The following is a 26,825-nucleotide window of genomic DNA, read 5'->3' as shown; positions in this document are numbered from 1 at the left end:
TCAGGAAAGGTGGGCTGGTTGGTCGCCGCGTTCCCGCAGCGGGGTCAGGAACGCGGCCAGGACGAGTACGAGCAGGGCGGCGGCGGCGCCGTACCAGACCAGTGCGGTCGCCGGGCCGAACGCCTCGGCCAGCAGCCCCGCCGCCATCGATCCGACGGCGGCGGCGGCCACGACCTGGGCCTGCCACAGGCTGGACATGCGGCCCCTGATCTCGTCGGGGGTGTTCCGCTGCAGCAGCGTGAAGCGGAGGATGTCGGTCAGGACCCGGCCGCAGCCGTACCCGGTGAGGGCGAGGAAGGCGAGCACGGCGGTGACGCTCAGGCCGGTGCCGAGCACGGCCAGCCCCATGGCGAGCATGGCCGCCAGCAGCGCCATCCCCGGGCGGCGCGCCCCGGCGATCCAGCCGCTGGTCAGCGAGCCGAGCACGGCGCCGACGGCGGGCGCGCTGTAGAGCAGGCCCAGCGTGGCCTCGCCGCCGCCCAGCCTGGTCTCCACGAGGGCGGGCAGCAGCACGACCGGGCCGCTGAGCAACATCGTGGCGAACCCGGCGAGCAGCACGCTCCTGACCGTGCGATGGCGTACGGCGAAGGCCAGGCCGGAGGCGATCGCCCGCGCCGGCGACTCGCGGGCCGCCGCCGAGGCCGGCGGGTAGGGCGGCAGGCGGCTGACGCCGTAGGCGGTGAACGCGGTGGCGACCGCGGCGGCGGCGTAGTTCGCGCCGACTCCCCAGGCGGCGATCAGCACCCCGCCGACCGCCGGCGAGATCATCGCCGACAGGTCGGCCGTCAGGCTGAGCAGCGCGCCGGTGGCCGGGAGGTCGTCGCGGTCCACCAGGGTCGGCACCAGCGTGGTCAGGGTGCTGGCGCTGATCCCGGCGGCCAGCCCGTCCCAGGCGGCCAGGGCGTAGATCGGCCAGAGCAACGGTTCGGGCAGCAGCGCGTTGAGGGTCAGCAGCAGGAACCCGACGCCGGCCGCCGATCTGGCCGTCAGGATCACGCGGCGCCTGTCGAACCTGTCGGCCAGCAGGCCGCCGGTCAGGGTGCCGGCGAAGACGCACGCGCCCGAGGTCGTCGCCACGGCGGCCAGGTGCACGGCCGAGCCGGTCAGGCCGTACACCTGGACCGGGACCGCGACCATGAGCAGCCCGATGCCGAACAGCGACACCAGCCTGGCCGTGAACACCAGCCGGAAGGAGGGGAAGCGCCGCAGCGGGGACAGGTCAAGAGTGATCTTGCGTATGACGCTCATCGGCTGCCGCCTCCCTCGACACCGGCTGTCTCCGGGGCGGCCGTTCCCGTGATGTGGGCCGCGATCAGGGCTCCCGTGGCGGACCAGCCGGCCGCGCGGCCGAGCGTGTGGTGATCGACGGGTACGGCGTGATCGAGCAGCCGGCCGCTGACCTGCCGCCGCCAGGCCGCCCGGTTGGCCTCGGCCCCGTCCGGGCGCGCGCCCACCGAGGCGCCGACGAACAACATGTCGCCGTCGAACACCTCGAAGGCGGCGTGTCCCATCTGCTCGCTGTGCCGCAGGTAGGACCGTACGATCCGGTCGAGCGCCGCCTCGTCGAACGAGCTCATCACGCTCTCCCCCGCCCGCACCCGCGCGTAGACCTCCGCCCGGTCGGACAGGTCGAGCGCGGCGGGGTCGAGCCCGGCCGAGGCGGCGACGTACGCCATGGCCTCGGCGTGCAGGTCCCCGCCCGCGCCGCCGTCACCGGTCTCGGTGATGTAGGCGTCGAGAACCGTCAGCGACGCGACCCGCTCCCCTTCGCGCTGCAACGTGGTGGCGACGCGGTGCGCGACCAGCCCGCCGTAGGACCAGCCGACCAGGTGGTACGGCCCGTACGGCGCGACCTCCCTGATCCTGGCCAGGTAGCCGGCCACGGCGGCCTCGAAGCTCCGCGCCGGGGCGGACGGGTCGGACAGCAGCGGCTCCTGAAGGGCGTAGATCGCCTGCTCACCCGGCAGGTACGGCAGCAGCCCCGTGTAGGACCAGCCCAGACCGCCCGCCGGATGGAAGCAGAAGACCGGCGCGCCTTCCTCCGTGCGCGAACCTCCGCAGGAGCCCTCCTCCGCACGCGGGAGGCCACGTGTGGCGGAACGTCCCGGGCCGCGGATCTCCAGGAGTGGTTGCAGCCCGCTCGCGCCACCCTGCCCGCCTGCCCGCGCCGCGAGGGCCGCCGGGGTCGGGGCGTCGTACACGTCGCGGACGGAGACGGCGCCGATCGCGTCCCGCAGCCGTCCGACCAGCCGTACCACGAGCAGCGAGTGCCCGCCCAGAGCGAAGAAGTCGTCGTCCCTGCCCACCTCGGCCAGCCCGAGCACCTCGCAGAACGCCGCCGCGACCGCGTTCTCCTCCGGTCCGCGCGGCTGCTCACCCGCGCCCGGCGCGGCGATGACCGGCTCGGGCAGCGCGTCGGCGTCGAGCTTGCCGTTCACGGTGAGCGGCAGCCGGTCCAGCGTGACGACGGCGGCGGGCACCATGTACGCGGGCAGCACCGCCGCGACCTCCGCCCGGACCCGCTCGGCGTCCACTCCGGCCCGTTCCTTGGCGGGCACCACGTACGCGACGAGGTGCACCGCCCCCTGGGGGTCGGTGCGGGGCACGACCGCGGCCTGCCCCACCCCGTCCAGGGCGGTGACCACGTCCTCGACCTCGCCCGGCTCGATCCGGTAGCCGCGGATCTTGACCTGTCCGTCCGACCTCCCCAGGAAGTCGATCATCCCGTCGGGCCGCCAGCGGGCCAGGTCGCCGGTCCGGTACATGCGCCCGCCCGGCTCGCCGAAGGGATCGGCGACGAACCGCCCCGAGGTGAGGCCCGGCCGCCGGTGGTAGCCCCTGGCCAGCCCGTCGCCCGCCAGGTAGAGCTCACCGACGCCACCCGTGGGCACCGGCCGCAGCCCGGGGCCGAGGATGTAGGCGCGGGTGTTCCAGATGGGCCGCCCGACGGTCGAGGTCGCGCTCTCGGCCAGGTCCGCGCCGAGCGCGTTGATGGTGTACTCGGTGGGCCCGTACAGGTTGTAACCCTCGACGCCCTTCGCCTCGCGGATCCTGTTCCAGAGCCCGGCGGGCACGGCCTCGCCGCCGAGGGAGAAGAACACCAGGCCGGGCGCGTCCGGCGGGGCCTGGCCGCCGCACCTGGGCCGGTCCAGCAGGCCCGCCTCGACGAGGAACGTGCCGTAGGAGGGCGTGACGTCGAAGCCGTCGATGCGTTCGCGGTCGAAGTAGCCGAGCAGCAGCGCCGGGTCGCGCCGGGTGTCCTCGTCGATGACGTGCACCTCGTGCCCGGCCAGCAGCCAGAACAGCTGCTCCCACGAGGCGTCGAAGGAGAAGGAGGTGGTGTGCGCGATGCGCAGCCGCCGGCCGTCCTGGCGGGCGGTGACGTGGTCGAAGATGTTCTCCAGATGGTTGAAGTACATGGTGGTCAGGCCCTTGTAGGGCACGGTGACGGCCTTGGGGCGGCCGGTGGAGCCCGACGTGAAGATCAGGTACGCGGGGTGGGCGAGCCCGGCGGGGGCGTGCCGTTCCCCGGCGGGGATGGGTTCGGGCGAGGTGGCCGCCAGTTCTGCCACCGCCTCGGGCCCGTCCAGCACCACCACGCGGTCCCCCGGCTCGACCAGGTGGGCCAGGCCGCTCGTGGTGAGGACCACGACGGGGTCGGCCTCGCCGATCATGTACGCGATCCGGTCGGCCGGGTATTCGGGGTCGATGGGCACGTACGCGGCTCCGGCCGAGAACACCGCGAACAGCGCCACCACCATGAGCTCGGACCGGGGCAGCACCAGCGCCACCGCGCTCTCCGCGCCCACTCCCCTGCCGATCAGCAGCCGGGCCAGCCGCGACGACGCCGCTTCCAGCTCGGCGAAGCTGAGCTGGACGTCGCCGCTGACCAGTGCCCGGTCGTCGGGCACGAGCCGCGCCCGCTGGTGCAGCAGGTCGGCGATCGACAGGTCGGGGACCAGCTTGGGCACGGGGTTCAGCTCGTCCAGCAGGTGCGCCCGCTCCCGCTCCGACACCGCCTCGATGCGGGCGATCGGCCGGTCGGGGTCGTCGGCGAACGCGGACAGGATCCGCACGTACCCGGCCAGGATCTCGGTGGCGTCCGGGCCCTGGAAGACGTCCGTGCGGAACAACATGCGCAGCCTGGCCGTGCCGTCGGGCGGGCTGACCACCATGGTCAGCGGGTAGTGGGTGGCGTCACGCAGGTCCCTGCCCTCGACCCGCAGCTCGCCGTCCGCGCCCCAGCGCTGGTCGGGGGTGACCTTGGGCTGGTTCTGGAAGACGAACAGCGTGTCGAACAGGTTGCGCCGGCCGGCCAGCTCCTGGATGCGGGCCAGGCCGACGTACGGGTGGCGTACGACGGTCATGCGCGCGTCCCTGGAACGTGCGGCCAGGGCGCGCAGGCTGTCGCCGGGGGCGGTGCGCACCCGCAGGGGCACGGTGTTGAACAGCAGCCCGACCGTGCTCTCGATGCCGTCGATCTCGGGCGGCCGGCCGTAGCTGAGCAGCCCGAACACCGCCTCGTCCGCGCCGGTGTGCTGGTGCAGCAGCACGGCCCAGGCCAGCTCGAACAGCGCGCTCGCGGTCAGCCCGAGCTCCCTGGCGCGCCGGTCGAGTCGGGCCGACAACTCGGCGGGCAGCTCCCGCTCCAGCTCGTCCATCCGTCCGGCATCGGCCCCGGTGTCCTGGGCGTGCGGCGCGATCAGGCCCGCGGCGCCCACCCCTCTCAGTGCCTCGCGCCAGGCGTCCTCGGCGACGCTCAGGTCCTGCGCGGCGAGCCATTCCAGGTAGGTACGGAAGTCGCAGACGCGCCGCCGGGCCTCCGACTCGGGATCGGTGTAGAAGGAGAGCACGGACAGCAGGAACAGCGAGATCGACCAGCCGTCCATGAGGATGTGCTGCGCCCACACCACGAACCGGTGCTCGTCCTCGTCCAGTCGCGCCAGGCCGAACCTGATGAGCGGTGGCCGGGCGATGTCGAACGGCCTGGCCGCCTCGCGCGTGCGGAACTCCTCGAACGCCTCCTCCGTGTCCGGCTCGCCGCGCAGGTCCCGCTCCGTCCAGTGCAGGTCCGTCCGCTCGGGGACGGCCTGGACGGTGGTGTCGCCGACGTTGAAGAAGCCCGCGGTCAGGTTGGGGAACTTCGCCAGCGCCGCCGCGACCGCCCCGGCCAGGCGGGCGGGGTCGAGGGGGCCCCGCAGGTGCAGGGTGTTCTCGGTGAGGTACACCTCGCCGGTGGTGTCGGCGAGCATGAGGTGGAACAGCAGGCCCTCCTGCAGCGGCGACAGCGGCAGGACGTCCCGCAGCGGACCGGTCCTGTTCTCCAGCCACTGCCGCCTGAACGGGCTCAGCTCCACCAGGGGTCTGACGCCGATCGCCTGGGAGGCGGGACCGGAGGCCGACGGGACAGCGGCCGCCGAGGCCGCGGTCGCGACCGGCGGGGTCGTGGCGGCGGTTTCCGCGGAAGCCCAGGCCGTCAGCCGGTCGGCCCACCCGCGCAGGATGGTCCGGGCGGTCTCGCGGTCGGTGCCGTCGGACCACGCGGCTTCCACCTGGCGATGCGTGGTGAAGGTCAGCGCGTAGCCGGGCGGCGGGCTCGCGTCCGGGGTGCCGCCGAGCGTGAGGAGGATCCCGGCCTGGGGGATCTCCTCCAGGAACTCGGCCGTGTCGGGCCGGTCGTGGCGGGCGATCCCGTAGGCGATGGCCGCCTGCCGGTCGCGGGGCAGCACCTCCGCCAGCGCGGCCAGCAGCGGTGCGGGGTCGTCACCGGCCGCTCGTGCGATGGCCAGCAGGTCGGCGTCGAGCAGGACCGGGAAGATCCGGCGCAGGGGGCCGACCGTGGTGTGGTCGTGCTCGCGGTCGGGCTCGCACACGTCCACCAGCACCGGCTCGGTGACGCCCGCACCGGCCAGGGCACCGGCCAGCGCGGCCAGCGCCAGCGCTCGACCCGGCTCGCCCGGCACCTGCGCCCGCTCGGAACCCGCGCCCGGCACCCGCCCGTCCTCAGAGCCGGCGTGCGGCCACATGGGGCCGGTGGCGGCGATGCGGTCGGCCAGGTCGAGCCACGGTTCCGCGTCGTCTTCCAGAGTGCCGTCCGACGCGGCGAGCGCCGCCGCATAGGACGCGAAGGAGGAGCCACCAGCGCCCCCGCCGCCTGGCAGCCCGGCGCCCCGGCCGCCTGAAGGCTCGGCGATCCGGTCGCCGGGCAGTTCGGTGGCCAGGACATCCCAGGACTGCTCGTCCACCAGCGCCGGGTGCGCGCCGACCACCAGGTCGCCGTCACCGGCCCGGACCGCCGCGAACACGTGCCCGGCAGCGAGATCGAGCATCCCGGCGAGCATCTCCTCGGCCTCCGCGAGACCGTCGGCGTGCCCGAGCAGCCGCAGCGCCAGCACCTCGGGCCCGTCGAGCACGGCGGTCCGCCACAGGCCGGACGCCCGGTCGCGCCAGATCCGGGTGCGCAGCGCGTCGTGCCGGGACACGCATCCCCGCAACGCCCCGACGATCGCCGAGTCGTCGGTCCCCGGCGGAAGGGCGAGCCGGCGGACGGTGATGTCGGGCAGCCCGCCGCCCAGCCACCACCGCTGCGCCGGGGTGAGCGGCGGTGCGGCGGCCGGCGGGACGGATCCGGCCAGGTCCGACAGGCGGACCTCGGCGTGCGAGGCGACCTGGGCGAGCACGTCGGCCGCCCCGGACAGCAGCTGCCGCGCGGTGTCCTCGTCGAACAGGGCCGTCGCGTACACCACGGACAACTCCAGCGGCTCCCCCGCTCCCCCGTCGAAGACGTGGAAGACGAGGTCGAACTTGGTGGTGCGGGTCTCCAGGTAGTGCGGTTCGGCGCGCAGCCCGTCGAAGGCGAGGGAGACGCCGGGCGCGGTCCCGTACGAGACGAGGACCTGGAAGAGCGGGTTGACCGCGGCCTCGCGCGGCGGGTTGAGGTGCTCGACGACCTGCTCGAACGGCACCCGCGCGTGCTCCATCGCGGTCAGGTTGCCGGCACGCATGCGGTCGAGCAGGTCACCGAGGCGCGGGTCGCCCGACAGGTCCGCGGTGAAGACGAGCGTGTTGACGAAGAAGCCGACGACCTCGGCCAGGCTCTCGTCCGTGCGTACGTCCACGGGTGAGCCGAGCGGGATGACCTCGCCCGCGCCGGCCCGCGCGAGCTGCACGGCCACGGCGGCCTGGAAGACGGTCAGCACGCTCATCCGGCGGGAGGCGGCGAGCCCGCGCAACCTCTGGGAGAGCCCGGCGTCCAGCGCGTGGTCCAGCACGCGGCCCTCCTGCGCCCCGCCCGCCGGTCGCGGCCGGTCGAGGGGCAGGTTCAGCCGTCTGGGCGCGCCGGCCAGCCGTCCGGTCCAGAACGCCAGCTCGGCGGCGGCGCGCGAGCCGGGATCCGCTGGGTCGCCCATGGTGTCGTCGAGATGGCGGGCGTAGTCGGCGTAGCGCGTGCGGGGGGCCGGCAGGTCGGGGGCGAGTCCGCGTACGCGTGCGGCGTGGGCGGCGGTCAGGTCCCGCAGGAGGATCTGGGCCGAGGTGCCGTCGAAGGCGATGTGGTGGGTGCCGATGTGCATGAGGTGCTCGTCGTCGGCGGTCCTGAAGAACGTCAGCCGCAGCGGTGGCTCGGACTCCAGGTGGTGGGGCCGGTTGAGCGCGGCCCGCATGACCTCGTCACGGTCCTGGCGTCCGCGCAGGTCCACCACGTCGGCGCGCAGCCGTCCGGCCAGGTCGGCGACGTCGAGTACGCGCTGCACCGGGCCGTGCCCGCGCATCGGGTAGACGGTGCGCAGCACGTCGTGCCGGGCCGCCACGTCGAGCAGGGCCAGCCGGAACGGCTCCGGATCGACGAGCCCGCCGGTCAGCCGCAGCATGACGCCGGTGTTGTAGGCGCTGGACGAGCCCTCCAGCCGGTCCAGGAACCACAGCCGCTGCTGAGCGGGCGAAAGCGGCGCCTCAGACAGCGGTGACTCGGGCAGTGACCCCTCAGGCAGCGGCCCCTCAGAAAGCCGCGCCTCGGACAGCGGCCCCTCTGCCGCCCCGTTGGCACGCGCGTCGCGCGTCCCGGCGCGCGAGGTCGTCTCCTCCGGCGGCCGGCCGGCCGCGGCGGAGGTCACGAACTCGGCCAGTTCGGCGACGGTGGGCCGGTCGAAGACGTGCCGGACCTCCAGCTCGCCGCCGGTCGCCGCCGACAGCCGGGTGACCAGCCGCATCGCCAGCAGCGAGTGCCCGCCCAGCTCGAAGAAGTCGGTGTCCGGCCCCACCTGCTCCACCCCGAGCACCTCGGTGAACGCCTCGGCCACCAGGCGCAGCCGCTCGTCCATCTCCTCCGCGCCGTCCGGGGCGGCGGCCTGCTCGGGTGCGGGCAGCGCCGCCCGGTCGAGCTTGCCGTGCGGGGTGGTGGGCAGCCGGTCGAGCAGCACGTACGCCGACGGCCGCAGGTACTCGGGCAGCCGGTCGGCGGCCAGCTCCCGTACGGACCCGAGCGCCTCGGGATCGGTGACCAGGTAGGCCACGAGCCTGGGCTCGCCGCGCGGGTCCGCCCGCACGACGGCGGCCACCTGGCGGACGGCGGGATGCCCGGCCAGCAGCGACTCCACCTCGCCCGGCTCGACCCGGAACCCGCGGATCTTGACCTGGTCGTCGGTGCGTCCCAGGTACACCAGAGAGCCGTCGGCACGCCGCCGTACCAGGTCGCCGGTCCGGTAGACCCGCCGCCCGAGGGCGAAGGGGTGGGCGACGAAGCGGCTCGCGGTCAGCCCGGGGCGTCCGTGATAGCCACGGGCCAGGGCGTCCCCGGCCACGTACAGCTCTCCCGGCACGTCGTCCGGCACCGGCCGCAGTGCCCCGTCCAGCACGAACACCTGCGTGTTCAGCACCGGCCCGCCGATCGGCAGCGGCCCGGCGGCATCGTCGGGACGGCACCGCCAGAGGGTGGCGTCCACGGTCGTCTCCGTGGGCCCGTAGGAGTTGAACACCCGGTGCCGCACGGCCCAGCGGGCGGCCAGCGGGGCCGGGCATGCCTCGCCCGCCACGATCACCACGCGGTCGCGCGGCAGTTCCTCCTCGGCGAGCTCGGCCAGCGCGGACGGCGGCAGCGTGAGATGGGTGATGCCGCTCTCGGCGATGAAGCCGCCGAGCGGCGCGCCGAGCCTGCGCGCGTCGGGCACGAACACGAGCGTCGCGCCCGTCATGAGCGCCATGACGACCTCCCAGACGGAGGTGTCGAAGCTGAGCGTGGCGAACTGCAGGACCCGGCTGCCCGGACCCACGCCGAACGCGTCGATCATGGTCTCGGCCAGGTCGGCCAGGCCGGCGTGGGTGACGACGACGCCCTTGGGCCGTCCGGTCGAGCCGGACGTGAAGATCATGTACGCGGCGTCACCCACGTCTGTACCGGACGCCGGGCCCACGCCCGCGCCGCCTTCCGAGATCAGGTCCTCCAGCAGGAGGGCTCCGGGCAGGTCCGGCCCCGTCTCGCGGGTGGTGAGCAGCGCGGCGGGCGCGGTGTCGCCCAGCATGAGGGCGATGCGCTCGGCCGGATAGGCGGGATCGACGGGCACGTGGGCCGCGCCCGCCTTCTGCACGCCGAGCATGGCCACCAGGGCGTCGGCGCAGCGGGGCAGCAGCACCGCCACGAAGTCCCCGCCGCCGATGCCGCGCGCGGTCAGGGCCCCCGCCACGGCGTCGGAGGCGCGGTCGAGTTCGGCGTACGTCATGCGGTTCCGCCCGTCCTCGACGGCCATCGCCCCGGGGTCGCGGGCGACCTGCCGGGCGAACAGCCGGGCCCAGGTCGCGGGCTCGACGCCGGCGCCGGTGGCGTTGCCCTCCAGCAGGGCGCGGCGGCGTCCGGCGTCGGTGAGCAGGTCGAAGCGGCCGACGCGGCGCTCGGGGTCGGCCACGAGGCCGGCCAGCAGCCGGGTGAGCGCGGGGCCCACGGCGTGCACGCGCTCGTCCGGCAGCGCGCCGGGCCGGTGGCGCAGCACGAGGCGCAGGCTCTCGCCGGGCAGCGCGGTGACGCCGATCGGGAAGTGCGTGGCGTCGAAGCCGTCCACCTCCTCCACGCGCAGGCCGGCGGTGGTGGCGAGCGCGTTCAGGCGGCGCTGGTCGAAGGGGAAGTTGTCGAACACGGCGAAGGTGTCGCACACCTCCGCCTGCCCGGCCGCGCGCTGGATGTCGGCCAGGCCGAGGTGGTGGTGTTCGATGAGGGCGGCCTGCTCCTGCTGGATGCGGCGCAGGCTGTGCAGGGCGGTGTCGGCGGGGCGCAGCCGTACGCGGGCGGGCACGGTGTTGACCAGCATGCCGACGATCCGGTCGGCGCCGGGCACCTCGGGCGAGCGGCCGGCGGTCATGCCGAGCATCACGACGTCGTCGCGTCCCGTCCAGTGGGCCAGCAACATGCCCCACGCCCATTGCACGACGGTGTTCAGCGTGAGGCCGTTGCGCCTGGCCAGGGTGGTGAGCTCGGCGGTCAGGGCGGCGGGCAGGTCGATGTCGAGCCGCTCGGGCAGGGCCTCAGAGTGGCCGTCCGCGACGATGGTGGGCGCGGCGAGGTCGGCGAAGTGCTCGGACCAGGCCCGGCGGGCGGCCTCCCGGTCCTGGCGGGCCAGCCAGGCCAGGTGCTCGCGGGGGTCGGCGGCCGGCGGCAGGACGCCTTCGTCGCCGGCCGCCCCGTACAGCGTCAGCAGCTCTTCCACCAGCACCGACAGCGACCAGCCGTCGAGCACGGCGTGGTGGGTGCGCAGGGTCAGCCGCCATCGGTCCAGGCCGGTGGCCACCAGCTCGAAGCGGATCAGGGAGGGGTCGGCCAGGTCGAAGGGCTCCTCGTGCGGCCGGTCGTACCAGCGCACCGGCGCGGTGCGGTGCACGACCTGGACGGCCAGGCCGGACGGGGTGCGGGTGACGGAGCTGCGCAGGCCGGGGTGGCGGCGCAGGAGCGCTTCCGCGGCCCGGCGCATTCTTCCCGGTGAGAGCGGTCCGGTCAGGTCGAGGGTCCAGCGGAGCGCGTACGGGTCGGGCCCGTCCCGCGTCTCCGTCTGGTAGAGGAGACCTTCGGCGGGCGCGGGCAGCGGCCAGACCTCCTCGATCGGGCCGTGCCGTTCGCGCAGGGCCGCCAGGTCGTCCTCGGCGAGGGCGGGCGGCGTCCAGGAGCTCGTGGCGGGCCCGGTGTCGTGGCGGGCCGCCGCCGCCAGCGCGGCGACGGTGGGCCTGGCGAACACGTCGGCGGGCGTGAACACGATGCCCTGCTCCCTGGCCAGCCCGGCCAGGCGGACGACGAGCACGCTGTCGCCGCCGAGCTCGAAGAAGCCGTCGTCCACGCCCGTCGCGGTCCGTCCGAGCACCTGGCTGAACAGGGCGCAGAGCCGTTCCTCGACGGGGTTCGCGGGCGTGCGGCCCTCGGCGGGGGCCTCCTGCGGGGCCGGGAGCGCGCGCCTGTCCACCTTGCCGTTCGGGGTGGTGGGCAGCGCGGGCAGGGCCAGCAGGTGGGCGGGCAGCATGTGGGCGGGCAGCGAGCCGGCCAGGTGGGCGCGCAGCTCCGCCTGGTCGGGGGTGGCGCCGATGGCGGGCACGTAGTAGGCGGCCAGCCTGCCGTGACCGGCGTCGTCCCGGTGCACGACGGCGGTGGCCTGGGCGACCTGCGGGTGGGCGGTCAGGGTGGCGGCGATCTCGCCGAGCTCGATGCGGAAGCCGCGCAGCTTGACCTGCTCGTCCTGGCGGCCGAGGAAGTCCAGCCGGCCCTGGTGGGTCCAGCGGGCCCGGTCGCCGGTGCGGTAGAGCCTGCCCTCGCCGTACGGGTCCGCCACGAAACGGCCGGCGGTCAGCCCCGGCAGCCCGTGGTAGCCGCGGGCCAGGCCGGCCCCGCCCAGGTAGAGGTCGCCCGGCACGCCGACGGGCACGGGGCGCAGCCGGTCGTCCAGGATGTGCACGACGGTGTTCGCGATCGGCACGCCGATGGACGGGTCGGCGGCGGGGTCGGCGGTCAGCAGGGCGCGGGTGGACCAGACGGTGGTCTCCGTGGGGCCGTACAGGTTGACCACCTCGGCGCCGAGCGCCCGCAGCCTGACGGCCAGCGCCCGGTCGAGGGCCTCGCCGCCGGTCAGCGCCCGTACCCCGGCCAGCGTGCCGCCGTTGTCGGCCTCGGCCAGCAGCCGCCACAGGGTGGGGGTGGCCTGGACGACGGTGGCGCGGGCGGCGCGCACGGCGGCCAGCAGCCTGGCCGGGTCGCGGGCCTCGTGCTCCCTGGCCACCACCACGCGCCCGCCGGCGATCAACGGCCCGAACAGCTCCAGCACCGAGATGTCGAAGCCGACCGTGGTCAGGGCCAGCAGCGTGTCGTCGGGTCCGACGCCGTCGCGGTCCGTCATCGCCTGCAGGAAGTTGACGACGGCGCCCATCGGCACGACGACGCCCTTGGGGCGGCCGGTCGAGCCCGAGGTGTAGATGACGTAGGCGGCGCGGCCGGGCAGGTAGTGGGTGTCGGCGACGGGCGGCCGGTCCCGGCCCGCGGTGTCGAGGTCCATCCTGGGAACGTCGCCGAGCGTCGGCAGGCCGGTCATGTCCGTGCGGGTCAGGAGCAGCTCTGGGGCGGCGTCGCGCAACATGTACGACAGGCGCGCGGGCGGGTAGTCGAGGTCGAGCGGCAGGTACGCGGCCCCCGCCCGCCACACGGCCAGCAACGCCACCACCAGCTCGACGCCCCTGGGCAACGCCACCGCCACGACGGGCTCCGGCGTCCGCAGCTTCTCTCTCAGCTCGCCTGCCAGCCGGGCGACGCGTTCCTCCAGTTCGCCGTAGGTGAGCCGGTCGTCGCCGCTCTCTACGGCCACGAGGGTGGGGGTTCTGCGGGCGCGGCTGCGTACGAGCTGGTCCACGGCGCCCGGCGGCACGTCCCGTACGGGCCCCTGCCAATCGGTCGTCATGCGGGCCAGCTCGCAGTCGGTGACCAGGCCGGCCCTGGCGATGGGCGCGTCCGGGTCGCGGGTGACCGCGTCGAGCAGCATCGTCAGCCGCCGGGCCAGCAGCGCGGCGGTGGCCGGGTCGAACAGGTCGGCGGCGTACTCGATCTCGCCGCGCAGCGGCGTGCCCGCGCCGCGCTCGCTGACCCGGAACGTCAGGTCGTACTTGGCGGTCCCGGTGTCCAGGAGGCGGGGCTCGCGCGCGCCCCACGTGCCGCCGGCCGTGCCGGTGGGCAGCGCGTGGTAGCTGACCAGGACCTGGAAGATCGGGTGCCTGGCCAGGGAGCGGACCGGGTTGACGGCCTCCACGACGCGTTCGAACGGCACGTCGCGGTGCGCGTACGCGTCCAGGTCGGCCTCGCGCGCCCGCGCCAGCAGCTCGCTGAACGCCGGGTCGCCGGAGACGTCCACGCGCAGGGCCAGCAGGTTGACGAAGAACCCGACCAGCCCGTCCAGCGCGGGTTCGCCGCGCCCGGAGACGGGGGCGCCGACGCAGATGTCGTCTCCCGCGCCCATCCGGTGCAGCAGGGCGGCGACGGCGGCGTGCAGCACCATGAACGGGGTGGCGCCGTGCTCGGTGGCCAGGCGTTCCATGCGTTCGCGCAGCTCGGGGGCGAGCTCGAAGGTCTGCACGCCGCCCTGGTGCCCGGCGCGGGAGGGCCGGGGCCGGTCGGTGGGCAGCTCGATCTCGCCGGGCGCGCCGGCCAGCCGGGCCGCCCAGTGCTTGACGCCCGCCAGGTCGGCCGGCGCGTCCTCCTGCCGGAGCGCGTAGTCGGCGTACTGCAGCGGCAGGGCCGCCCAGTCGGGGGCCACGCCCCCGAGCCTGGACTCGTAGGCGCGGGTCAGGTCGTCGAGCAGGACGACGGTGGACCACTCGTCGGCGGCGATGTGGTGCACGACGAGCAGCAGCACGTGACGGCGGGGGCCGAGCACGCACAGCCGGGCCCGGATCGGCGGCTCGGTGGCCAGGTCGAAGGGGTGGCGGGCGGCGGCGGCCAGCGCGTCGCCGAGGTCCTGCTCGGTGACGTGCACGACCTCCAGGGGCGGCGCCGCCTCCTGGCCCTGAAGTATCCGCTGGACGGGCAGGCCGAGTTCCTCGGGGAAGACGGTACGCAGGCTCTCGTGCCGGTCCGCCAGGTCGGCGAGCGCCGCGCGCAGTGCTTCGGCGTTCACGGGGCCGTCGAGGTCGGCCGCGAGCGGGATGTTGTAGGTGGGTCTGGGACCGTCGGTCCGGTAGAGCACCCACAGCCGCCGCTGCGCCGGGGACAACGGGACCCGCGCGGGCCGGGGGATCACCGGTCGCGCCGGCTTGTGCTCTGTTCGCCCGTCCAGGCCGGTGTCCAGGCCCAGGCCGGCGTCGCGCTCCAGGTGGGCGGCGAGCGCGGCGACCGTGGGGTGGTCGAACACGGCCCGCATCGTGATCCTGGCGGCCAGGTCGGCCCGTACGATGCCCGTCACCCTGGCCGCGCTCAGCGAGTCCCCGCCCAGCCGGAAGAAGTCCTCGTGCAACCCGATCTCCGGCAGGCCCAGCACCTGCGAGAAGATCGCGCGCACCTTCCGCTGCAGCCCGGTGGCCGGGGCGGCCGCCTGCTGTCCGGAGACGGGCGCGGGGTCGGGCAGCGCGGCCCGGTCCAGCTTGCCGTTGGCGTTCAGCGGCAGCGCGTCCAGCCACACCAGGTGGGCGGGGACCATGTACTCGGGCAGCGTATCCCGTACGGCGGCGAGCACGTGTCCGGCGTCCGGCCGCGTACCGTCGGCGGGGACGGCGTAGGCCACGAGCCGCCGCGACGCGCCCCGGACGTCCACCGCCGCCTGCGCCACGCCGGGCACGCTCCGCAGCGCGTGCTCGATCTCGCCCGGCTCGATCCTGAAGCCGCGCACCTTGACCTGCGCGTCGGCCCTGCCCAGGTATTCGAGCTGCCCGTCCGCCCGCCACCGTACGAGGTCGCCCGTCCGGTACATGCGGCCGCCGGGACCGCCGTGCGGGTCGGCCAGGAACCGGTCCGCGCTCAGGCCCGGCCGGTTCAGGTAGCCGCGCGCCACGGCGGCGCCGCCCACGTACAGCTCGCCCACCTCGCCGGGCGGGACCGGCCGCAGCGCCCGGTCCAGCGCGTACGCACGCGTCCCCGGCACCGGACGCCCGATGGGCGGCGCGCCCTGTCCCGGCACGGCGTCGCCCACGGTGGCGATCACGGTGGTCTCCGTCGGCCCGTACATGTTGAGCACCGAACACCCGGGCATGCGCTCGGCCACCGCCTCGACCAGGTCGGCGGGCAGCGCCTCGCCCGCGGCGACCAGCACTCCGGCGCGGGCGCGGAAGGACGGGTCGGCCAGCACGGTGGCCAGCACCGACGGCACGCCGCTGACCAGGCTGCCGCGCCAGTCCAGCCGCTCCTCGTCGAGCAGCGCCAGCGCGTCCTCCACCACCTCGACGCAGCCGCCGTTGAGCAGCGGCGCGAACATCTCCAGCACCGACACGTCGAAGCTGAGCGACGTCGAGAACAGCACGTGTGCGAGGTTCCGCTCGCCCAGGATCTCGCGGGCCCATCCCGCCAGCCCGACGATTCCGGCGTGCGTCACGACGACGCCCTTGGGGGTGCCGGTGGAGCCGGAGGTGTAGATCACGTACGCGGTGTGCCCCGGCGCGGGCTGAGACCAGCCGGTGGCGGGTTCCGGCAGCGGGCCGTCGTTCAGCACGGGCTCGGGCAGGTTCAGGCCGTCGTTCAGCACGAGTTCGGGCAGGTTCAGGCCGTCGCCGCGCAGCGGCGACTCGGGGGCGCGCAGCAGCAGCACGGGAGCGGCGTCCCCGATGACGAGGGCCGCCCGCTGGAGCGGGTAGCGCGGGTCGAGCGGCAGGTACCCGGCGCCGCTCTTGAGCACCGCCAGCACCGCGCTCACCATCTCGGCGGTACGGGGCAGGCACACGGCCACCAGCGTCTCCGGCCCCGCCCCGCGCTCGCGCAACAACGCGGCCAGCGCGTCGGAGCGGCGGTCCAGCTCGGCGTAGGTCAGGGTCGTCCCCTGGTGCCGGACCGCGACTGCGTCGGGGGCGCGGCGCACGGCGGCGGCGAACGCCTCCGTCACCGAGACCGAAGCCTCCCCGGCGGCCACTCCGCCCCATTCGTGCAGGACGGTGTGCCGCTGCGCGGGGGTCATGGTGTCGATCCGGCCGATCGGCTGGTCGGCGGGCGCCTGTGCGAACCGTTCGAGGAAGGCCAGGAACTGTTCCTTGTGCGCGCGCAGTTCCGCATGGGAGTAGAGCGAGGAGTTGGCGTCGAAGTCGAAGCAGAGCCCGTCCCCGCCGTGGCGCGGATAGATGGAGATGGTCAGCTCCTCGACCGGCCCGGCCGCCAGGTAGTGCGTGATGCCCGGCGTGCCGTCGAAGGTCAGCTCCGAGTCGAACGGCTTGACGTTCAGCCACACGCGCGACGGCGGCCGGTCCAGGCCCGCGCCGCGCAGGTCGCCGCGCAGGTCCTCGAAGCGGTAGTCCTGCCGCCTGCGCACCTCGGTGAGCCGCCGCCGCATGGCGTCCAGCACGTCGGCGCGTCCCATGCCGGGGTTCAGCTCGACGTCCAGCGGCACGACGTTGACCCAGGTGCCGGGCACCCGCAGGAACACCGAGCCGGGCTTGCCCATGAACGGCATCCCGAGCACCACCACGCGGTCCCCGGTCATCCGGTGCAGGTAGGCCGCCACCGCGGCCATCACGACCTCCACCCAGTTCGCCCGGTCCCCGGCCGCGGCCTCCGCCAGCCGTCCCCTGCCTTCCGCGTCGAGCACTGCCGTCTCGCGCAGGAAGCTCCTGGCCGGTTCCCCGGCCTTGCGGGCCAGCCCGGAGGCGGCGGGCAGCCGCTCGTGCCGGTCCAGCCAGTAGGCGCGGTCCTCCTCGAAACGCGGGGAGGCGCGGTAGGCGGCCTCCTGGTCGAGCGCGTCACGCAGCGGCAGGAACGCGGTTGACCGCGGCTCCGGCCGGGCGGTGTAGAGGGCGGCGGCCCGGCGCTGGATCTGGCCGTGGGCGTAGCCGTCGAGCAGGATGTGGTGCGCCCGCTGGTACCAGTAGTGCAGCTCGGGCTCCAGCCGGTAGATCACCTGGGCCACCAGGCCGGGGCCGGTCAGGTCGATCGGGGTGGCCAGGTCGGCGCGCATCCGCGCCAGCGCCGCGGCGTGCGGGTCGTCCTCGCCCGACAGATCGACGATCTCGGCCCGGTACGGCGAGGCGTCCAGCAGCCGCTGGCGGACCTGCGTGCCGCCGTTGTTGTCGCCGTCGCTCTCGAAGCGCACCCGGAGCACGTCGGTCTCGTCCATGGTGCGGTTGATCGCGTCCGCCAGGCGGGCGGGGTCGAGGGTCCCGCGGATCTCGACGTACTCGGCGGCGTTGTAGATGGGGTTGCCCGGGTCGAGCTGCTGGGCGAACCACAGGCCGCTCTGCGCGCGGGAAAGGGGCAGGAGGGCTGTGTCAGCGGTCGTCACCGTAGGTCTCTCCGTCGCTAGAGGCGTGCTGGTCGGCCAGGTGGCGCAGCAGGGGGGCCACATCGTCGATCGCTGTGGGGTCGTGGGTCAGCCAGAGCCGTCCCGAGTGCTCGGCGTGCGTAATGATCAAGGGGTGGTGCTGCTCGGACGCCTCGGCGGGACCGTCCTGCTCGGCCGGCTCGAAGTGGCCGCGGCGCAGGAGGATCTGCCGGGCGGGGCGGGCGCGCAGGGCTGTCCCGGCCTGGGGGTGCAGGAGCCGCAGCGTCTCGTACGACCAGGGGTCGCACGCGTCGGCGCCGCCGGTCGGGGCCAGGAGCGGGAAGGTCTGGGTGTACGCGCCGATGCCGTCGGGGCGGGTGATCTCGGCGTCCACGAGCAGCGGGGCCGAGCCCAGCCTGCCGGTCTCTCTCAACCAGCGGACCACTGCGGTCAGGATCTCGTCCTGCGTGAACGGCCTGTGCGCGGGAACGTGCCGCCGCGCTCTGCCGCCCGCGCCGGGGGTCCACGCGCCGAACACCTCGGCGGTTCCCGTCGCGAGAACCTCCAGCCACCCCTCGGCCAGTTCCTCGGCCGCGACCGGCAGCGTGGCTGGTGAGCCGGGCGACGTTGTGGCCGGGCCAGACGGCGCCACAGCCAGGCCGGGCGACGTCGCGGCTCCCAGTGCCGTGTCTTCCGCCTCCTCGGGCGGGACACCTTCCAGGTGCGCGGCCACCTCGTTCATCACGCGGTACAGGGACGGCTCGTCGAGGGCCGCGGCGTGTGCGGCGGCGACCAGCCTGGTCCCCTCCGTCACGGGTGCGGCGACCAGGTGGAAGGGCCGTCCGGCCGCCAGATCGACGCCGCCCCGGGCGGTGCTGAGTTCGGCGGCGATGTCGTCCGGACCGCCGCCCTGACCGTCGCTCTGGCCCGCGACGGCCGATGTGGAGAAGCCTGTCCCGGCTGATCCGGAGGGGCCCATCCCGGCTGATCCGGAGGGGCCCATCCCGGCCGATGCTGAGGGGCTCGTTCTGGCGCGCCATGGCCTGCGTGGCGGCATGCTGATCGTCAGTCGCAGCGCCGGGTGGCGGTCGGTCACGGCCTCGATCGCCACGCGCAGGGCCTCCGGGGTAACGCGCGACTTCACCGTGCGGACGCCCGTGATCGTGTAGGTGGCCACGGGCAGGCCGGACTGCCGCAACCGATGCGCGGCCAGCGGAAGCGCCACCGCCCCGGCACCCGCCGAGCCGTCCACCGCACCGCCGGTCGAACCGCCGCCCGGACCGCTGGTCGGGCCGCTGGTCGGACGGCCAGCCACGCCATTGGCCGGGCTGCCGGGTGGGCTGACGGGTGCGGTGGCGAGGTGGGCGAGGGCGGTGGGGGTGCGGTGGTCGAAGATGTCGGCGACCGACATGGGCGGGCCGGAGCGGGCGGCCAGCCGCATCGCCAGGATGCTGTCGCCGCCGAGCTCGAAGAAGTCGTCCTCGGCCCCGGCCGGCTCGCCCAGCCCGAGCACCTCGCCGAACAGCGCGCACAGCCGCTCCTCCACGGGCCCGGCCGGTGCGCGCCGCGTCCGGGAGGCCGTGACGGCCGGGGCGGGAAGGGCCTTGCGGTCCACTTTGCCGCTGGCGTTGCGGGGCAGCGACTCGACCGTCACGTAGGCGGAGGGCACCATCGCGGCGGGCAGCAGGGCCCGCAGGTGGGACCGCAGTTCGTCGGTGCCGATCCCGTCGTTCCGCGCCACCACGTACGCGGCCAGGTAGCCGCCGCCTTCCGGCCGGGTCAGCGCGCGTACGGCGCACTCGCGTACCAGCGGATGCCGGTGCAGCGCGGACTCCACCTCACCGAGCTCGACCCGCACGCCGTTGATCTTGACCTGGTGGTCGATCCTGCCGAGGTACTCCAGTACCCCGTCGGACCGCCTGCGCACCAGGTCGCCCGTCCGGTACATCCGCTCCCCCGCCGCGAACGGACAGGCCACGAAATGTCCGGCGGTCAGCCCCGGCCGCGCGTGATAGGCGCGGGCGAGTTGCACCCCGGCGAGGTACAGCTCCCCCGCCACCCCCACGGGCACCGGCCGCAGCCACGAGTCGAGCACGTGCGTGGCGGTGTTCCAGACCGGATGCCCGATGGGCACGACGGCGGTGTCCGAGCGGGGAGCGCAGGGCATGGAGGTGACGTCGATGGTCGCCTCCGTCGGTCCGTACAGGTTCTCGATGGGGACGTCCCCGAGCTTGGCGCGGGCCGCCGCCACCAGTTCGGCGGGCAGCCCCTCGCCGCTGCAGACGATGCGCCGCAGGTGGTGATCGGGGAGGTCGCCCGCTCCCGCCAGGAACTCGCGCAGCAGCGTGGGTACGAAGTGCAGCACGGTGACGCGCCGCCGCACGATGACCTCGGCCAGGTACGCGGGATCGAGATGACCGCCCGGCCTGGCCATCACCAGCTCGGCCCCTTGGGTGATCGGCCAGAAGAACTCCCAGCCCGACACGTCGAAGGTGACGGGCGTCTTCTGCAGGACCTTGTCGTCCGCGCGCAGCGGGTAGGCGTGCTGCATCCACCGCAGGCGGTTGGCCAGCGCCCGATGGGTGATGGCCGCCCCCTTGGGCCTGCCCGTGGAGCCCGAGGTGTGCAGGATGTAGGCCAGCCGGTCCAGGTGGTGGTGCTCATCCGCTTCCGGCTCCGCTTCCGGGGGCAGGGCCACGGAGCCGATCCGCAGGACCGGGCAGGAGGCGGACCCGTCCGGCGGGGCGGCGGGGAGATCGTCGGGCCAGGTGGCGTCGGCCAGGACGCACACGGGTGAGGTGTCGGAGAGGACGGCGCGCAGCCGTTCCGCAGGATGGTCGGGGTCCAGCGGCACGTAGGCGGCGCCCGTCTTGAGCACGGCCAGCAGCGCCGCCACCAGGTCCGCCGACCGCGCGCACGCCACCCCCACGGCCCGCTCCGGCCCGGCCCCGTGCGTGCGCAGTAGGGCGGCCAGCCGGTCGGAGCGCCGGTCCAGTTCGGCGTACGTGAGCGTGGTTTCCGGTGCCGACACCGCGACGCGGTCGGGGTGTTCGGCCACGCGTTCCCTGAACATCCGTACGACGTCGATCTCGGGGACGCTCCGGGAGGTGGCGTTCCAGCGCGCCCGCGCCCGGTGTTCGGCGGGCAGCGTGACGGGCAGGGAGGCGACCTCGCGGGCTGGTCCCGCGGCCATCGCGGTGAGGATCGCCGCCAGCCGTTCGGGGAGCCGGTCCACCCCCCCGGGCCGGTGGTGGACGGTGAGGGTGAGCCGGCGGCCGGGCACGGCGATCAGCGCGAGCGGGTAGCCGGTGGCGTCGCTGCCACCCACCCCGCGCAGCCGGAGCCCGCCGAACGACCGCCCGTCCAGCAGCGTCGCGTCCACCGGATGGCTCTCGATCACCACCAGGCTGTCGAACAACTCCCGCATCCCCACCGCCCGCTGCACGGCGGCGAGCCCCACGTGCTGCGCGCCGAGCGTACGGGCGTGCCCGTCGCGCACCCGCCGCAGCAGGCCCTCGACGGATTCGGCGGGATCCAGCCTCACCCGCACGGGCACGGTGTTGACGAACAGCCCGACCATCGACTCGATGCCCGGCACGTCGGCGTCCCGGCCGGACACCGTCAGCCCGAAGACCACGTCGCTCCGCCCGGTCAGCCCGCGCAGCAGCAGCGCCCACGCCGCCTGCACGGCGACCCCGACCGTGACGCCGGCCCGCCGGCACAACGCGCCCAGCGCGGCGCTCGCCTCCTCCGGCAGCTCGACCCGCGACCGCACGGGCGGCCCCGTCACCCGGTTGTGCGGCCCGCCGGCGGAGACGGTCCCGTCCGAACCCACCGGCCGCAATCCACCGTCGGGGCCGCTCTCGTCCCTGCCTGTCGGCCACGGCGCGCCGGCGAGGGTCGGTTCGTCCAGGCCGGACAGCCGTTCGCGCCACACCTGCAGTGCCCGCTCGTGGCCGCCGTCGCGGTCCTGCTCGCGCAGCCAGGCCAGGAAGTCCCGGTACGGGGGCGCGCCCGGCAGGCCGGCCGGGTCGCCGCCGCGTTCGTAGAGGCGGAGCAGATCGCCGACCAGGAGGGAGTTCGACCAGCCGTCGAGCAGCACGTGGTGGTAGGTGAGCAGGAGCCGGTGGCGTCCGGGGCCGGTGGTGACGGCGGTCAGGCGCAGGGAGGGTGAGGCGGTGAGGTCGAAGCGCTCGGCCGCGTCGGCCTCCTTGATCCGCGTCAGCCCGTCCTCTTCCGCGCCGCCCAGCACGTGGTGGCGCAGTGGGAGGTGCACGGCGGCCGGGATGGCCTGCACGGCCTGGCCGGAGGCGCGGGTCAGGAAGGCGGCGCGCAGGTTGGGGTGCCGGGTGAGCAGGGCCTCGCCGGCCGCGCGCAGGCGTTCGAGATCGAGGGGTCCTTCGAGGTCGAGGTCGAGCTGGACGGTGTACGGGTCGTGGCCGGTGCGGGTGTGGAAGAGGATGCCTTCCTGGAGTGGGCTGAGCGGGAGCACGTCCCGCAGGGTGTTCTTGTCGCTCATGCCGGCCTCCATTGCCCTTGCAGCAGCTCCAGCTCGTCCTGGCCGAGATCGTCGATGAGGGGCGCGGGCTCGTCCCGCAGGGTGCGCAGGGCCTGGGCCCAGGTGGTGGCCAGCTCGCTCACCTCCCGTTCGGTCAGCAGGCCGTCCACCCACGTCCACTGGACGCGTAGTTCCGTGTCGTGCAGCGCGGCGTTCACCTCCAGGCAGTGCGGTACGGGCAGCGCCGGGTCGGCGTGGCCCCTGACCACGGCGTCCTGGCCGAGTGGCAACCAGTCGCCGCCGGGTCCCGCCGCGATCCGGCCCCAGTAGTTGAAGCCGATCTGGGCGCGGGGGCTGCGGGCGAGGAGCGGGGCGGTGCGGGGGTGGAGGTGGCGCAGCAGGCCGTACTCGAAGCCGGCGCTCAGCCGTTCGGCGATCACGGCGACCGGGTCGGCGGTGCCGAGCCTGAGGCTGACCGGATACTGGCTGGTCAGCCAGCCGACCGTACGGGACAGGTCGCTGCCCGGCAGCAGCGCCTCCTCGCGGCCGTGTCCCTCCACCTCGACCAGGAGCGGCGGGGCGGCTCCGCCGTGCCACCGTGGCACGGCCAGCGCGAGCGCGGCGAGCAGCCACGCCTGCACCTCCGCCCCCGGTCCGGCGGGAACCGTGTCCGATGGCAGGGTGGTGATGAGGGATCTGGTGGCGGCGATCGTGTCGCGGGCGGGGTCGAGCGGACGTCCACCGAGAGGCGCGCCCGCGTCCGCGGCGACGACCTCCCAGTGAGCGGCGTCCGTAGCCAACTCCGCCGCGTGGTCCGTGGCCAGTTGGTGCAGGTGGCGGGCCCAGGTGCGTAGGGAGGTGCCGGTGTCGGGGAGCCAGGGGGGCTCGCCTTGGGCGGCCTGGGTGCAGGCGGTGGCGAGGTCGCTCAGGAGGATGGACCAGGAGACGGCGTCCACGGCGAGGTGGTGCACGGCCACGATCAGCAGGTCCCGTCCGTCGCCGGTGAGGCGGACGAAGGCGATCACCTCGCCCTTCTCGGGGTCGAGGTTCTCGGCGGCGCGCCGTTCCTCCTCCTCCGGGGCGTCGTGGCCGGTGCGCAGGACGTCGGCGGCACGTACCTGCCCGGGTGGCCGTACCTCGTGCCGCCATCCGCCGGACCGCAGCAGGCGGGAGCGGAGGGCGTCGTGCGTGTCGAGCACCGCCTGCACGCCGGCCGGCAGGTGGGCGGGTGCGAGGCCGGGCGGGAGGCTCACCACCCGGGTCTGCGCGTAGCCCCGCAGGGAGCCGCCGCCCCGTTCGAGCAGTTCGGCGAGGATGGGGATGAGCGGCACCTCACCCGGATCGGCCCTCGGCCCTTCACCCGAACCGCCCCACGCCACGTCACCCGAACCGCCTCGCGCCACGTCGCCCGAACCGCCCCGCGCCACGTCGCCCGAACCGCCCCGCGCCACGTCACCCGAACCGCCCCGCGCCACGTCACCCGAACCGCCTGGCGCTACGTCGCCCAAACCGCCTCGCGCCGCGTCGCCCAAACCGCCACGACCAGACGCGCCGGAACGGGCGTGGGGTCCGCCGGGGAGGACGTTCACCAGCGACCGGACGCTCTGGCGTTCAAAGACGTCGCGTGCCGTGAAGCGCAGTCCCGCCGCCCTGGCCCGGCCGACGAGCCTGATGGCCATGATGCTGTCGCCGCCGAGCTGGAAGAACCCCTCGTCCACGCCGACCTCGGGCAGCCCGAGCACCTCGGAGAACAACCCGCACAACTGCCGCTCCGACTCGTTCCGAGCCGCCGCGACACTCCGGGGAGCCTGCTCGGGCGCGGGCAGCGCGGCCCGGTCGATCTTGCCCGACGGGGTACGCGGGAGCGCGTCCAGCACCACGACCACGGCGGGCACCATGGCCTGGGGCAGGAGACCGGACAGGTGTGCGCGCAGTTCGGCGGGGTCCAGGCCGCCGGAACGCGGCACCGCGTACCCGATGAGCCGCTGACGTGAGTGATCGGAGCCGAGCGGGTGGGCGGCGACGGCGGCGTGCGCGACGTTCCCGTGGGTGGCCAGGGCGGCCTCCACCTCGCCGGGCTCGATGCGGTTGCCGAGGATCTTGAGCTGGCCGTCGGACCGGCCCATGTACTCGATGAGGCCGTCCCCGGCGCGCCTGGCCAGGTCGCCGGTGCGGTAGAGGCGGTGGCCCGGCTCGAACGGGCTGGCCACGAACCTGGAGGCGGACAGACCGGGCTGCCCCAGGTATCCGCGGGCCACCTGGTCGCCGCCGAGGTAGAGCTCGCCGACCACGCCGGGCGGCACGGGGCGCAGGGCGTCGTCCAGGAGGTGGGCGGAGCAGTTGGGGGCCGGCGTGCCGATGGGCACGGCTCCGGGCGGGCCGCCGGGTGCGGGGATCAGCGTGTGGATGACGCAGCCGACGGTCGCCTCGGTGGGGCCGTACTCGTTGACGACCGTGACTCCGTGCCAGTCTCGCAGGTGCGCGCCGGTCAGGGCCTCGCCGCCGACGACCAGCGTGCGCGGCTCGGCACGCGACCCGTCCAGGAGCGCCAGGTGGCTGGGAGTGCCCTTGGCGAACGCGAAGGGCCGCTCCGCCAGGTCGGTGAACTCGCCCGCGATCACGTGCCCGCCCGCCATGAGCGGTCCGAGCGCGCTGGTGATGTTGAGGTCCGAGGTGAGCGGCCCGGACAGCAGCGTGGGCCCGGCCAGACCGGTGTAGTGCGCCACCGCCCACTCCAGGTACGTGGCGAGCGCGCGCCTGCTGATCACCACGCCCTTCGGCTGCCCGGTTGAGCCCGAGGTGTAGATGACGTAGGCGGCCTGGTCGGGGTGGAAGGCACCGGGCAGCGGGAGGGACGCGACGCCGACGGATCGGTCGATTGCTGGGCCAAAGGCTGAGCCGGTGCTGGTGTCGGCGTCGGTGGAGGTGCCGGTGGAGGTGCCAACGTCGGTGTCGGTGTCGCGGAGTTGGTCCAGCGTCACCGCCTCGATGCCGTCGGGCAGGGGCGGCGTGTTGGCGAGGGTCAGGGCGAGGCGGGCGCCCGCGTCCCGCAACATGTGGGCGTTGCGCGCCGGTGGATGGTCAGGGTCGATCGGCAGGAAGGTCGCCCCCGCCTTGAGTGTGGCCAGGACGGCGACCAGCAGCCACCGCCCACGCGGCAGCACGAGCCCGACCACGCTCTCAGCGCCCGCCCCCTTGGCCACGAGGTGCCGCGCCAGCCGATCCGACCGGCGGTCGAGTTCCCCGTACGTCAGCGAACCGCCCTCATCGACCACGGCCACCCGCCCGGCGTCGGCCGCGGCGAGTTCGGACACCCGGCGGGTCACCCACGTCTCAGGCCCGCGCACCTGCCGGGAAGGGCCATGGGCAAGCGTGACCAGCCGGCGGCGCTCCCCCGGCTCCAGCAGGTCGAGGCGGTGCAGGGGAACGTCAGGATCGGCCGCCGCCACGTCGGCCAGCCGCACCAGCCGCTCGGCGACGGACCGCGCGGCGCCGGCGCTGAACATCCCGGTCGCGTAGTTCAGCACGCCATGAAGCCGCCCCTCGCTCCCGTGTACGAAGGCGAAGGTGAGATCGAACTTGGCCGTGGTGGCGGGAACGGGCACGATCTGTCCGCTCAGGTCGCCCAGCGGCACGTGCGACTCGCCGGCCCGCTCGAACAACGTCATGACCTGGAACAACGGATTGTGGCCCGCGGACCGGGCCGGATTCAGCCCTTCGACCAGCCGGTCGAACGGGATCACCGGCCGCCCGTAGGCGCGCAGCCCGCTCTCCCGCACCCGCCGTACCAGCTCACGAAGGCTGGGCCCGCCGCTGACGTCGGCCCGCACCACCACGGAGCCGACCACGAGCCCGATCAGGTCGTCCCAGGCCGGCTCGCCGCGCCCGGACACGGCGACGCCCAGCGGGATGTCCGCGCCGCCCCCGAGCCGGTGCAGCAGCCCGGCCACGCACGCCTGGGCCACCATGAACACGCTGGCCCTGCTCTGCCTGGCCAGGGACTCCAGCGCCCGGACCGTGCCGGAGCCGAACGCGAACTCCACGTCCGCGCCGCCACCCTGGGCCGGGCCGGTGAGGTCGGCGGGCAGGGGGACGCGCTCGGGCAGCCCGGCCAGTTCCGCTCGCCAGTGCTCGATCTGCCGCGCCATCACCGACCCGGGCTCGTGCCGGTCGCCGAGCAGGCCGTTCTGCCATCGTGTGTAGTCGGCGTACTGCGGGGCGGGCGCGTTCCAGACCGGCGCGCGGCCGGCCCGGCGGGCGGTGTAGGCGGTGTGCAGGTCCCGTGCGAGCACGCCGAAGGACCACTGGTCGGCCAGCGCGTGATGCACCACGAACAGCAGCAGCGGCGACCCGCCACGGAACAGCCACACGCCCCAGGCCGGCTCCTTCTCCAGGTCGAAGGTCAGCCCGGCCTGCTCCATCGGGCCCGGCGGGCCGTCCACGACGGTGAGCCCGCCCCGCCACTCGGGCAGGACCCGCTGGTAGGGCAGGTCGTCGCGGGGTTCGAGCACGGTGCGCAGGATGTCGTGCCTGGCGGCCACGTCGGCGACGGCCAGGCGCAGGGCGGCCTCGTCGGGCGGGCCGGACAGGCGCAGCGCGAAGGGCATGTTGTAGGTGGGTGAGGGGCCGTTCCATCGGTGCAGGAACCACAGGGCTCGCTGCGCGTAGGACGCCGGCGCGGGATCTGGTGCCATACGGGGTTGTCCGCCTTTTGAGCCGTGCCTGGCTCGGTCGTCAGAACGAACTGTGCTTGAGCGCGCGTGTCGATGGCCCGCTTCCGGCGGGCGAACAAGAACTTAGGTTAGGCAAACCTAATCTTCCTGACAAGAGTGTCAAGACATCCCATGCAAACCGGTGGGTGGCCGGATCATAGGCGACATTTCCGACATTGCAAGGGAGGCGAAGGCTTGCTTTATTAGGTTTGCCTA

The 26,825-nt window shown here is 74.6% G+C and carries 4 protein-coding genes; all 4 read right to left on the bottom strand.

From position 1 onward, the window contains the following. Genes entS through AB0I81_RS49525 form a run of 4 tightly spaced genes read right to left on the bottom strand, consistent with a single transcriptional unit; the run spans position 1 to position 26,591 of the window. Positions 1-1,248 carry an enterobactin transporter EntS gene (gene entS, locus AB0I81_RS49540; RefSeq protein WP_360673782.1) on the bottom strand — a complete coding sequence of 416 codons (1,248 nt, stop codon included), beginning with the start codon at positions 1,246-1,248 and terminating at the stop codon, positions 1-3. Beyond that, a complete protein-coding gene (locus tag AB0I81_RS49535; protein WP_360673779.1) occupies positions 1,245-17,420 on the bottom strand; it encodes an amino acid adenylation domain-containing protein in 16,176 nt (5,391 codons plus the stop codon). The genes entS and AB0I81_RS49535 overlap by 4 nt, the downstream gene beginning before the upstream one ends. Next, entirely contained in the window at positions 17,407-21,918 is a 4,512-nt protein-coding gene (locus AB0I81_RS49530) for an amino acid adenylation domain-containing protein (protein ID WP_360673776.1), read from the bottom strand. The genes AB0I81_RS49535 and AB0I81_RS49530 overlap by 14 nt, the downstream gene beginning before the upstream one ends. Beyond that, positions 21,915-26,591, bottom strand: coding sequence for an amino acid adenylation domain-containing protein (locus tag AB0I81_RS49525; protein ID WP_360673773.1), 4,677 nt, complete (start codon positions 26,589-26,591; stop codon positions 21,915-21,917). Before AB0I81_RS49525 ends, AB0I81_RS49530 begins: the two co-directional genes overlap by 4 nt. Positions 26,592-26,825: the final 234 nt, after the last annotated feature.

It is taken from the genome of Nonomuraea sp. NPDC050404 (genome assembly GCF_040655495.1).
GTDB lineage: Bacteria > Actinomycetota > Actinomycetes > Streptosporangiales > Streptosporangiaceae > Nonomuraea.
The sequence above is the reverse complement of the archived record's forward strand: the minus strand, read 5'-3'. Positions and strand labels throughout refer to the sequence as shown.